Origin of the sequence: Faecalicoccus sp. (genome assembly GCF_036552745.1) — a bacterium.
Classification (GTDB): Bacteria; Bacillota_I; Bacilli_A; order Erysipelotrichales; family Erysipelotrichaceae; genus Faecalicoccus.
On sequence record NZ_JAXKBY010000114.1, the window covers coordinates 18477 to 30850 of the forward strand.

13 protein-coding genes are annotated in these 12374 nt (G+C 39.6%); 5 read left to right on the forward strand and 8 right to left on the reverse strand.

What is annotated here, in order from left to right:
* Positions 1–14: 14 nt before the first annotated feature.
* Genes U0M88_RS05520 through U0M88_RS05550 form a run of 7 tightly spaced genes read right to left on the reverse strand, consistent with a single transcriptional unit; the run spans position 15 to position 4821 of the window.
* A complete protein-coding gene (locus tag U0M88_RS05520) occupies positions 15–1010 on the reverse strand; it encodes an SIS domain-containing protein (RefSeq protein ID WP_320802652.1) in 996 nt (331 codons plus the stop codon).
* Between the two features lies 1 nt (position 1011).
* A complete protein-coding gene (locus U0M88_RS05525; protein ID WP_320802651.1) occupies positions 1012–1452 on the reverse strand; it encodes a secondary thiamine-phosphate synthase enzyme YjbQ in 441 nt (146 codons plus the stop codon).
* A gap of 1 nt (position 1453) precedes the next feature.
* On the reverse strand, positions 1454–2305 hold the full coding sequence (locus U0M88_RS05530) for an amidohydrolase family protein (RefSeq protein WP_320802650.1): 852 nt from the start codon (positions 2303–2305) through the stop codon (positions 1454–1456).
* A gap of 5 nt (positions 2306–2310) precedes the next feature.
* Positions 2311–3153 (reverse strand): PTS system mannose/fructose/sorbose family transporter subunit IID, encoded by an 843-nt coding sequence (locus tag U0M88_RS05535; RefSeq protein ID WP_320802649.1) that lies wholly within the window; start codon positions 3151–3153, stop codon positions 2311–2313.
* Positions 3143–3910, reverse strand: a complete 768-nt coding sequence (locus U0M88_RS05540) for a PTS mannose/fructose/sorbose/N-acetylgalactosamine transporter subunit IIC (protein WP_320802648.1) — start codon at positions 3908–3910, stop codon at positions 3143–3145. The genes U0M88_RS05535 and U0M88_RS05540 overlap by 11 nt, the downstream gene beginning before the upstream one ends.
* Before the next feature lie 15 nt (positions 3911–3925).
* Positions 3926–4399, reverse strand: a complete 474-nt coding sequence (locus tag U0M88_RS05545) for a PTS sugar transporter subunit IIB (RefSeq protein ID WP_320802647.1) — start codon at positions 4397–4399, stop codon at positions 3926–3928.
* An 11-nt stretch (positions 4400–4410) separates the two neighbouring features.
* Positions 4411–4821 carry a PTS sugar transporter subunit IIA gene (locus tag U0M88_RS05550; protein WP_320802646.1) on the reverse strand — a complete coding sequence of 137 codons (411 nt, stop codon included), beginning with the start codon at positions 4819–4821 and terminating at the stop codon, positions 4411–4413.
* A gap of 252 nt (positions 4822–5073) precedes the next feature.
* Here U0M88_RS05550 and U0M88_RS05555 point away from each other — a divergent pair, with 252 nt between their 5' ends.
* Positions 5074–6372 carry an ISL3 family transposase gene (locus U0M88_RS05555; protein WP_331869158.1) on the forward strand — a complete coding sequence of 433 codons (1299 nt, stop codon included), beginning with the start codon at positions 5074–5076 and terminating at the stop codon, positions 6370–6372.
* A 183-nt stretch (positions 6373–6555) separates the two neighbouring features.
* Here the strand turns inward: U0M88_RS05555 and U0M88_RS05560 are convergent, their stop codons facing one another.
* The gene (locus U0M88_RS05560) at positions 6556–9258 is read right to left on the reverse strand and encodes a sigma 54-interacting transcriptional regulator (RefSeq protein ID WP_331869159.1); all 2703 of its coding nucleotides are present in this window, start codon (positions 9256–9258) and stop codon (positions 6556–6558) included.
* Positions 9259–9381: 123 nt separating this feature from the next.
* Between U0M88_RS05560 and rpoN the strand changes: the two genes are divergently transcribed.
* The 4 genes from rpoN to U0M88_RS05580 are packed head-to-tail and all read left to right on the forward strand — an operon-like array spanning position 9382 to position 12285.
* Positions 9382–10602 (forward strand): RNA polymerase factor sigma-54, encoded by a 1221-nt coding sequence (gene rpoN / locus U0M88_RS05565; RefSeq protein WP_320802643.1) that lies wholly within the window; start codon positions 9382–9384, stop codon positions 10600–10602.
* 29 nt (positions 10603–10631) lie between these two features.
* Positions 10632–10943, forward strand: a complete 312-nt coding sequence (locus tag U0M88_RS05570) for a TIGR04076 family protein (protein ID WP_331869160.1) — start codon at positions 10632–10634, stop codon at positions 10941–10943.
* On the forward strand, positions 10940–11449 hold the full coding sequence (gene bilS / locus U0M88_RS05575; RefSeq protein WP_117445982.1) for a flavodoxin family protein BilS: 510 nt from the start codon (positions 10940–10942) through the stop codon (positions 11447–11449). The genes U0M88_RS05570 and bilS overlap by 4 nt, the downstream gene beginning before the upstream one ends.
* Complete coding sequence (locus tag U0M88_RS05580) at positions 11446–12285, forward strand: NAD(P)-dependent oxidoreductase (RefSeq protein ID WP_331869161.1); 840 nt, start codon at positions 11446–11448, stop codon at positions 12283–12285. The genes bilS and U0M88_RS05580 overlap by 4 nt, the downstream gene beginning before the upstream one ends.
* The last annotated feature ends 89 nt before the right edge of the window (positions 12286–12374 follow it).

The window sequence follows — 12374 nt, forward strand, 5'->3', positions numbered from 1 at the left end:
GCTTCCCTTTTATTTTAATAATCCAATGCTTTATAGTAACGACGAATATCGATAGGATGTCTTCTACAATGTTCCAGATGTACATTCAATCTCATAAAGGCCGAACGCATCACAATTGGCGATAATATACCTCTAAATTCATCACTGATTCCATTTAGTTTAAAATCTTTAGTATCGAAGGTTGTTACTTTGGCACTAACACGATGTACAAACTTTTCAACTCGATCCATTTCCGGACGTGTCTTGTCTTCTCCCTTGATCAAAATCACAGGAATATCTCGTTCGATGACTTCCAGTGTTCCATGGAAGAAATTCGCTGCCGAGATAGGACGTGTACGCATCCATTGCATTTCTTCCATAATACACATGCCATAACATACGGCCCAATCTTCCAAATTTCCGGAACCAATCAGATACGTCAGTGGTTCATCACAGTATTTCTCTGCATATTCCTTCATCATAGCATCTGCATCTTTATAAATTTGCACTACATTCTCCGGCATATTTTTCAACTCTGCATAGAACTGATCATATTGATCAAACTGTCCGGCATTTTTCATAAAACGAAGAACAACGGTATACCACCAATAATATTCACCGCCAAAGGTGTTCACCAGATAATCTGCTTTACTGGCTAATGGTGTATCCAAAACCTCAACATATCCTATCACACGGGCTCCCACTTCATGAGCTTTGTCTACTGCCGCTTCTACTTCGACTGTATGCCCAGAAAGCGATGCAATGACGACAACGGAATCTTTATTGAAGTTCGCATTGCCTTCATACATAAAGTCTTGCGCATTTTCCAGATAAATCGGTAATGTGCATCCTAACTGTTTGGCCGTATGCATGATTTGTCCGGCATATAATAAAGTTCCTCCGATTCCAATTAAAAAGATATTGGAGTACCCTTCCTCACAAATCTGATCCACGATTTTTTCAACCTCGGGTACAAGATTCACTCCATTTGTATGTTCAGTACGCACTCTGTTTTCATCAAAATTATACATTTTATTTTTCCTCCTGTTCTCCTTGTATATGAATGAATATCGTTCTGGCTTGTGGCCCATCAAATTCCGCAAAATAAATATCTTGCGCCTGTCCACATTCTATTTTCCCTTTTTCTATAACCATCACCGTATGATTGCCACAAAGCATAGATTTTAAATGTCCCGGTGCATTGCCACCTGTTGCTCCGTAGCTTAACAGAAAATGAGAATGTGCATAGTCATGATCCAACGGTACCAACCGTTCCAATGTTTCTTCAATGTCTGTCATCAGACAGGGTAGATTTTCATTGACAATAATGCCAGAAGAGGTATGTGCTGTGATCACATAGACAATTCCTGCCTGTATTCTAGATTCTTCCACTCTTTTTCGAACTAAATCTGTAATGGGAATCATCTCAAACTCTTTATGTGTTGTGATATTTTCTTTATATGTTTTTATCATTTTACTTTTCCCATCCAAGAAAGCGTAACGCATTCTTCCCCATGATCTTTTCGCGAGTTTCCGGCCGTAAATCTAACTGCTCCAGTCCATATTTGATTCGTCTTGGTTTAAACCGAGGACTGTTGGATCCAAACATCACCTTATCTTTTAGATTGTTTTCCAACCACAGCGATCCTAATTGTTGTTCAAAGATATCTTTCATAAACTTTCGCGGCGAATCCATATACAACATAGCCGTATCCGTATAGACATTTGGATATTTGATCAACAATGCGGCTGTTTCATGGATCCATGGCCATCCAAAATGGGACAGGCTCATACGCAGGTCCGGATACTGTATGGCCACCTCTTCAAATTCCAAAGGTCTTGAAAATTTCATAGGTGCATTTGGCTCCCAGGACAAACCTGCATGAAAGATAATGGGTTTGTTTTGTTGTATGCAGTATTCATAGATCTCTTTCATCATCGGATCGCTGGGATAAAAATGCTGACGGGATGGATTCAGTTTCAATCCACTGAGATTGTACTCTTCAAAAGCCTGTTTCAAAACCTCCATTCGATCTTCTCGCCAGGGATCCACACTGGCAAACCCGATAAAGAGATCGGCATTGTTCTGCACCAAACGAAAGATACTTTCATTATCCGGAATCAAAACGCCTTCCTGTGTCGTCAGGTCCAGCGGCAAAATTACGGTTTTGTCCACCTGGGCATCTTTCAGTTCAATTCTTGTCATGCTCAGATCATGACAGGACATCAAGTCCCATCCCATCTGCTTCTTACTGGTATAAACCTCACCCTTTGATGTGTAAACTTCCTGCATCAGCCAGGGATGAGCATGCATATCGATAATCATGGAAATTACCCTAAAATACCAGCCCAGGAACAAAGGATACCAACAACCACTGTTCCCAATAACAGAATGATCACATTGACTTTTTTGTTCAGAAGCTTGTAATAGATTCCCAAAGCACAAAGACTTAATAATCCTGGCATCAGGCCATCCAATACACCCTGAATCGCAACGGCTCCATCACCAGTTCCAATTGTCAACGGTGTAGAGGCAACAACAAGCTCATTGGTCATACCGCCAATGACCATAACTCCAATAATGGCAGCCGCATACATAAATTTTTCCATCAATCCGGATTCCTGAATTTTATTCAGATAATTCGCACCGATTTCATAACCTTTAAAAGCGCCGATATAACGAACCAGCATAGCCGGAACATTAAAGACTAACAAGAACAAAATAGGTCCCAGAATACTTCCCTGCATAGCTAATGACGTTCCAATACCGACTGCCAGAATACGCAAGGTTCCCAAAAACAGCGAGTCACCAATTCCGGCCAGCGGTCCCATCAAAGCAGCTTTAACAGCGTTAATGGAAGAAGTATCGAAATTTTTGTCTTTCACATTCATTTCTTCCATCGCCATTGTCACACCACCAATAAAGGTACTGATGTACATGTTCGTATTAAAGAATTCCATATGACGCTGCATTGCCAACTTCAACTGCTCCGGATCGTCTTTGTAGAGCTTTTTGAGCGTTGGAATCATCATATATTCAAATCCCATATGCATCTGACGTTCATAATGCCATGAAAATTGAATGGTAAACGATCGCCAGAACATCTTCATAATATCTTTTTTGGTGATCATTCCTGTTTCCTGATTGATTACACTGTTCTTTTTAGAAGTCATCGTCTGCTCCTCCCATCTCTGTCTGTACTGTATCATTGCCTTTAAAATCTACTTTGATCATGGCTGCAAGAACACCAAAAGCAGCAATACCAACGACTGGAACTCCCATATAGGCTGACAAAAGGAATCCAAGGAAGAAAAACGCTACCACTTTTTTGTTCATGATCATCTGTGCCAACATGGCAAATCCAAGAGCCGGTAACAATCCAGTGGCAATCGTTAATCCATTCGTAATGACTTCTGGAATGGAATTTACCACATTTTCAATCGCAGAACTTCCCACCAGGAAACCAGCAGCCACCAAAACAGCCAGAATGGCACAAGTAAGGAATCCCGTTCCCATATGCACCATGCCCACAGCACGCAGATTGCCTTTTTCCGCATAGCTGTCTGCCAGTTTTCCCAACATCGGTCGAACGGTTGTAAACATAAAATTATCAATCACACTAGCCAATAAGGCAATCGGATATGCTAAGGTAACAGCAACCTCCGCTCCACGACCTGTCGTAATCGCAAAAGCAGTTCCCAATACACCACCGACAATGACATTGGGTGGAATAAATGCACCAATGGATTGTGAACCAATAAAAGCCAGTTCCAGAAAAGCACCAATTTTAATTCCGCTTTCCACATCGCCTAATACCGCACCTACCAGGGGTCCCAAAACGATGGGTTTTTGAATTAAGCAGTCACCTGTTGCCAGATCACATTTTCCAATAAACGCGATACATCCTAATAAAATTGCCTGAACAATCATCTCTACACCTCTTTCCTATTGAATAACGGAACGCGCATCTATACTTGTATCATTGGGAACCATACGGATTTCTACGTCGATTCCCTGATCGATCATCTTCTGAATCAGTTCCTCTTCCTGTTTGGTTACATTGATAGCCTTGGACACATTTCGAGTTCCTTCTCGTGGCTTTGTTCCTCCCAGATTCAAAGATTTGATCTGAGGACAATTTTTCGCAAGCTCATAAGCATCCGCAATACTTTCTACAACGATAAACAGTTTGTACTTATCCGTTACACCGCTATTTAAAGCCTGAATGGAATCGTCAATATTTTTAATCACCAGTTTTACGCCCGCAGGCTTAGCCAGTTTAATAGACGTTTTACGCAAGTCATCTTTCATTACGGAATCATTGGCGATTAAAATACAATCGGCTCCTAATGCACTGGTCCAGGAAAATGCCACCTGTCCATGCAGTAATCTGTGGTCTACTCTAAATAATTTAATCATCTGTCTCTCCTTTAGAAATCATCATCATTTTCGTTGGTTAATTTCGTCAACAAAGTAATTCCTTCACGCGAGCTGTCCACCAATTCCTCATAGTTCTCTTTTGGCAGGCCTTCTCGATACCGAAGAACAATATCCAGTGCCATCCCTAAGTTCATTCCAGATACAACAACAACATTTTGCAACTGTGTCAGCTGTGCCATCGTGGTATGTACACTTCCACCTTTAATATCACACAGCACAATCACCTGCTCATCACTTCCTGATATTTCCTTTAACAAAGTCTGATAATAGTCGTCCGGACTCTCTCCGGGATACAAAGAGTAGGTTTCAATGTTATCAGCCAAGGATCCAGCTAACATATAAACTGAATTTTTCATCCCTTTGGACAGATCTCCATGCGAAGCGAATATGATTCTGCACATATCTTTCCTCCTTTCTTTGATGTTGCTTACACCCTATTGCAAGCAAATTTTGTGCCATAGAGTAAATTTTTAAAAATTTTATAGAAAAAAGAACAAAATTTCAAAATTTTGGGCTCTTCTGCACTAAATGTGGGTGAATTTCGATCATAAAAGATGAATATTTCCTTTATCTATCGAATAAAACAAGAATATTTGAATATAAAAAAACCATATGGTAAATTTTCAAGTGCTCAATCAAGAAAGGAATACCATATGGCACTTAAAAAATTACTAAAATCTATTCTCAATGTCAATTGCATTCGGATATTAAATGTAGAATTTGATCAATCCTCTTCTCCTCTCTATATCCATGTCAATATCACAAAAGGCCAAAGATCTCGTTGCCCTATCTGTGGCAGGAAATGCAGCGGCTATGATTCCACGACCGAACGCAGAGCCTGGAGAGCTCTAGATCTTGGATCCTGTACCGTATACATCCTATCCGATTTGAATCGCATTCAATGTCCTGAACATGGAGTTCATACCGAACAGGTTCCATGGGCCTATCATCATTCCGGTTTCACCAAAGAATTTGAACAACAGGCTGCTTATCTGGCTTTACACCTCAATCGTACGGAAGTATCAAAACTCATGCGTATTAACTGGCGTACGGTAGGTACGATCCTTTCCCGTACAAAGGATCGCCTTGAACCGGACAGTTCCATACGGTTCAAGAACCTTAAACGAATCGGTATTGATGAAACCAGTTACCGTAAGGGCCATAAATATGTTACGGTCGTTGTAGATCACGATACAGGTCGGGTGATCTGGGTAGGCAAAGGCACAGGGAAAGAAGTATTGAGTTCCTTCTTTGCCCTCTTAACACAGGAACAAAGAGAATCCATTGAGCTGGCATCAGCGGACGGAGCCCGATGGATCCAGAGCTATATTGAAGAATGGCTACCAAATTGTGAAAGATGTATAGATGGATTCCACGTGGTTCAGTGGGCAATCGATTGCATGGATGAACTGCGAAAAGAAGTATGGCGTGAAGCGAAACAGGAAGAGAAAGAACAGCCAAAACAAAAAAAAGGACGACCTAAAAAAGAAGAAGTAAATAAAACAGAAAAACATGGTAAAAGCTACAAATATGCACTTGGCAAGAACCCTGAGAATCTGACGGAACATCAAATATCCTGTTTGGATGAAATCCGGAATCTATATCCAAGGATGTTTCGAGGGTATCAATTGAAAGAAGGACTTAGAAAAGTGTTTCAGTGCAGTAAGGAAACGATTGATGAAGAATTGAAAGCATGGTTGTCCTGGGCATGCCGCAGTAAACTGAAACCGTTCGTAGAATTAAGCAGAAAAATAAGACGACATAAAGAAGCAATCATTGCGACAGTAAAGCATGGATTATCAAATGCGCGCATAGAATCCACCAACAACAAAATCAAAGTATTGATACGGAAGTCATATGGATTCAGAAACATCCAGAATCTTATCGATATGATCATGATCGTTTGTTCCAATCTATATTTTGAAATCAAATTGCCATATCAACTTAGATGACTTCTACCCACACTTAGTGCAGATGCCTCACAAAATTTCAAATTTTTGAAGAGTTTTTTAGTAAAGTCTTTATATAACTTTCCCAAGCTCTTTGACTAATTTTAAAAACAATCTAAAGAGCAGGAAGGTTTGCAACAAATTCCTGTCCTGCTTTTGCATATAGATATATAAAGAATATCTCTTTTAATTGTTTTGTACATAATTATAGATATAGGTGATTTCTTCGATAGGTATTTGAACACCATAAAAGTCTTCCACCTTTTTAAAAGATCGTTGCATATAGCTGATAAACAAAGGGTGCTCTTTTTGAAAATCAAGGCATTCATGATACGTTTCATAACTTTTAGATACCACCAGTCGTTCAATCAGACAACAAATATGCACATACAGACCAAAAGAAGTTCGATTGGAAAGATTGATCTTCATAAGTTTCTGTAACTGATCAATGGAATCCGCCACCTGTTCTAACAAAGTATTTGGATTCAATATGGTCAGATGGGTCATGATATTGGACAGAGAAAAATTATGCAGGATATTTTTATTAAATTCCACAAGTTCTTTGTCTGTCATATATTCCTGAAAGTATTCATTGAGCCTGCTGGCTGAATTTCCCAATATCAGATCTTCAATTCCAATAAACTTTATATCTTTGATATTCGGATCCAAAGTTCCTATAACACATAATACGTTATATTGTTCGAAAACCGAATTTTTGTTTCCCTGTGCTAACAGTTCCGTATAATTATAAATCTGGACTTCGATGGAACAATTCTGCGGAATCGAATCTTCAATGGTTGATTTAAGTTTTCTGGCTGTCTCATATCCACTGGCACAGGAGCAAAGAATCAGAGGCGGCTGATTTTGATTTTTCTCAATATGATACATCAAGCTAGCTTTCACATTAGAAATAGTGTTTTTCAACAATTCTTCCATAGGTATATTCATACGAACCCCATTTCCTATTTCCAGAGCCATAGGTGTGCTGGCGTTGTTTAAGATGGCTATACTGGTTTTATCCAGATTCAATCCTTTATAGATTTCCTCTAAACTTCCCATATCCACTAATAAATACAACTCTTTAATGTTTTCCAGCCTACCCAGATAAATTTTCAGTTTTTCCACCATCATCACAGAATCCACATGCAAAGGCATATCAATCGCATCAAAAATATATTCTCCCAGAAACCGGTTGGCCGCATTGGCAATACTGCTGGCCGTTGAAAAACCATGCGCCAACACCACACAAGCCTTTTGTTGAAGTCGCTTATCCGAGTGCAAATTATACACATACAAAATAAACAATACCGTTACGATAGGGTACACTTCCACTTCCAGATATGATTTTAAATACGTACAGATTTCCAATCCAATATTGGCAGCCCGAAAGTATCTTTGTTCTAACAGTTGGTTTAAATCCTCACAGTTTTCCTCATAATGCAGACTCCACTTTCGAATATCATGATTATAGATACTCAGTTCCTCAAGATAATAGGCAATGGCCAAAATATCATTGTTGGTCAGCTTTAACCCATAGCGGCTTTCGACCATGTCAAAAATCCTCTGGACACCTCTTTTATAATATTCAATTTGTGGCGTCTCTTTCTTTCGAAAAATCAGATTATCAAAGTAATTTTGAATGATCTGTTTCCCGTCATCCATCAGTTTTTCAATATTTTTATCATTCTGATACGTCGTATAGACCTGCATGATTTCATCATTCAGTTGAATGATCTCCTTTTCGTGATTGTAAAACAATTCCAGATCATCGACAAAGATAAATTCTTCCTGATCCTGTAAGATTATCTGCTTCTCATATACCCTATCCAAAACCTGAGAATGCAGACTAGCCAAAGTGATCACAAGCTCATTTCCTTCATTGTCAAAAAGTGCATTCACACAACAAGACTGCACGATACTCTTTAATTCCCCAACATTTCCCGGCATTTTATTTGAGATCAGTACATTGTAGACTTTATTGCTCATTTTAATTTTTCTTTGCAACCGTGTCTCCTCTTCACAGAATAAACGATATACCAATTCGATCCGCTCCTGTACTGTTCTTTGTTCCAGAGAAGGAATCGTAATCGTCATGGGGATGCGTCGAAGCAAGGTTTTCAACAGTACCCTTTCCGGATCCTCCGTTGTCGCAAAAATCAGGCGAACCTTGGATTTATACCATTTGCTGTTATCTCCCACACGATGGTAAATGCCCTTATCCATAAACAGAAACAGTTTCTCCTGACACTCCGCCTTGAGTTCATGCACTTCATCCAGAAATAAAACACCCTGATCCGCCAGAGAAATCAATCCTTCATTATCCTTATCCGCACCGGTAAAAGCCCCTTTTACATGGCCAAACAAGTTTGCCGTTAACAATTCTGGGTTATTGGCATATTCACTGCAGTTCACCGTGATAAAACGAGCCTCCTTTTGTAAAATCTTATGATTTATGGCCCATTCATAGGTCAATTGTGCAATATAGCTTTTTCCTGTCCCTGTCGCTCCATACAACAAAAGTGGTAAGCCTTCCGGTGGATAGGCAATGGTAGCCTTACATTGTTTGACAACTTCCCGTAAAGATTGTTCATATCCAACCAGCTTTTCGAAATCTTTATGACAATCTTTCTGAAAAGCTTCCTCCAGAGAAGAATATTGTGCTTGTACTTTATTCACCATTTTTTTGTTTTTCAAATAGGGGACTGTAATATACATATAAGGTTTTTCTTCGATTCGTATCAGTTTTTCCTCTTGCACCAGTTTTCGCAAAAGCAGCGCACATTGGTTTCGACGGATACGCAGGGCCTGACTGATGGCTTCTACTGTATTTTTTTCGTACGTTTCCTGTCTACAATTCCGTTCTATATACTCCAGCAATTTTTCTTCCATAAAGCCATCACCTCTGTATGTTTTATACCATAAGAAAAGTGGAATTGAAAGTCGGAAGAATCTCATTGATCTTTGTTAACATAGACTTTTTAAAAGCTCTATTTTATAATCAGAGCAGAAGTTATGAAGTCCCAGTTAAAGCTTACTCCTACTTACCAACAAACCTTTCACCTCAATGCTTCCATGCAAAATCAGCTGGAAATTTTAAGTATGGATTCCCGTTCCCTTATCGATCATCTATCGCACCTTTCCCTGACCAATCCCTTTCTGGAATATACGCCCCATGAAGAAATAACTGATTATTTCATCCAACAAAGCACTCAGGGCCCTTCCTTAAAAGAAGAGTTATACTTTCAGCTTCATACTTGCCAACAAAACTACAACGAAACCATTGCTTCCTATATTATTGAATCTCTGGATACCCATGGATTTTTTTCGCTGGCTGACCAACAGGCTTGTCAGGATCTCCACATATCCCAAGAAAACTTTCTAAAGCACCTTACTCTCTTACAAAGCTTTGAACCAGCAGGTGTAGCTGCCCGCAATAGCATTGACAGCATTCTGATCCAGCTAAACCGGAAAGAACTACATACAGCCGCTTTTTTACTGGAACATTTTCAAGCAGAGATCATTGACCATCAACTGGATGCAATCATTGGAAAAACAAATCTGTCTATGGAAACCATTAAAACTGCTTTATCGCAGATAAAAAACTGTGATCCCTGGCCATGCAGTTCATGGTCAACCGAGACAACACAATGGATCCTGCCCGATCTGGAAATCAAAGTCATAGACGATGATATTCATATTGAACCGCGCCAAACCGGTAAACTCTGTCTGATGAATCCAAAAGAAAAAATGACGGACCCTGTACTAAAGGAGTATTTGAATCAGGCTAAATATACCATTGACAGTCTGAACAAGCGAAATCAAAGTCTGCTTGTGATCGCCAATGAAATTGTTTTGCATCAACAGGGCTTTTTTCTGTATGCGGATGAATTGAAACCTCTGACACTGAAAAAAATTTCCGAAAAAACCGGCTTCAGTCAATCCACCATATCCCGAACGGTATCGAATAAATATTATCTCTATCAGGATGAACTTTATCCTTTACGATATCTGTTCACCTCCCAAACCCGAAAAGGCTCTTCTAAAGATGCCATTCAAAAAGCACTGATCGATATCATTCATGAAGAAGATCCGGAAAATCCCTATCAGGATGAGGAGCTTGTTGCCTTGCTCAAAGAACTGGAACTGTTTGTATCCCGAAGAACGGTGGCAAAATACCGAAACCAACTGAAGATTCCCAATTCCAAGCAAAGAAAGAAAGCAAACAGAAAGTGACTTGCGAAAAAAAGTGGTACAATATCCTTATGAAAAAGATACGTATCACAGCTTTAAAACAGACGATCTACACCGATCTGATTCAAAAATATGAAAACCCGATTCAACATGCCTGCCCTATTTCGGAAGGGCAAACGTGGGTCGTTTCCAACGCACTTTGTCCATCCGACTTTTGCCAAAGCGCCTGGCAGAACTTATACCCCTATGTTTTTGCCTTAGCACATGGCGCAACGGATTTTTTCGATGGATGGATGAAGGATTCAAGATCGGCTTTGATCAGCTGTAACGATGGATTTCGTCCAGTATCTTTTCTTTTAGAAGTGATGGAGGAAAAATCATGAAAATCTGTATTTATTACGATAGTATAACCGGCAACACAAAAAAGATTGCCGATGCGATTTATGAAACTTGTAAAGACGAGGTTGTATATTGCGGTAAACCACACAAACTACAGGAAGCCGATTTATATTTTATTGGTTCCTGGACGGATAAAGGCAATTGTTCTTCTGTGATACAAAACCTTTTATCTTCTTTAAAGAATAAAAAGATTGCGTATTTTGGCACATGCGGTTTTGGAGGATCATCAGAATACTATGCTTCTTTGTATCAAAGAGCTAAAAGTCAGATTGATGATTCTAACGTCATTTTAGGACATTTCTTTTGTCCCGGAAAAATGCCGGAAGCCATTAAAGATCGTTATGTGAAATTATTACAGGAACATCCGGAGGACAAAAAGCTGCAAGTCAGTTTAAAAAATTTTGAAGAGGTAAAGACTAGGCCCAATACAGAAGATATAAACAAGGCACAAAGTTGGGCCAAAGAAATGATAAAGGAGGCTCTACAATGAAAATTGGATGGATTGGTGCCGGAATCATGGGAAACCCCATGGTGCACCACTTATTGAAGAATGGACACGAGGCACATGTATATGCCAGACACCCTCAAAAAGTACAAAATCTGGTTGAAGAAGGCGCTGTTTTAGAAGAAAGCATTGCTTCTTTGGTGCAGCACAGCGATGTAATTTGTACCATGGTAGGATTCCCCAGTGATGTAAAAGAGGTATATGGTACAATTTTCGAACACATTGAACCCGGTAAAATTTGCATCGACTTTACTACATCTTCACCATCTCTGGCTGTTGCGTTAGCACAGCAGGGAAAAGATAAACAAGTAACGGTACTTGATGCACCTGTTACCGGTGGTGATGCCGGCGCCAAGCAGGGAACCTTAACAATTTTGGTCGGTGGTCCAAAAGAGACTTTTGACCAGCTGCAGCCTGTTTTCAGTGCATTTGGTAAAGATATCTTTTATTGCGGAGAAGCTGGAGCCGGTCAAAAAGTAAAGATTGCCAACCAAATCATGATTGCCAATACACTGCAGGGTATTTGTGAAGCTATGACCTATTTAAAGAGCCAAGGCTGCGATCCTGCTTTGGTCATTCAAAATCTGCAAAATGGAGCTGCCGGTTCCCGTCAGTTAGAACTCTTAGGACCAAAAATGCTTCAAAATAATTTTGATCCCGGCTTCTACATCAAACACTTTGTCAAAGATTTAAGAATTGCTCTGGATCAAAAAGAAGCAAAACTGACCGGCGTAGAAAATGTGATCCAAGAATACATTACTCTGATGGATCAAGGATATCAGGATCTAGGTACGCAAGCTCTGATTAAATATTTTCAGTAAGAACCACTCGCTGCAATGTCATTAAGTTAAGACAACTATAACTATACAGGCAATCAAGTCTAGATAGTTTTTTACTAATAAGGCATGAC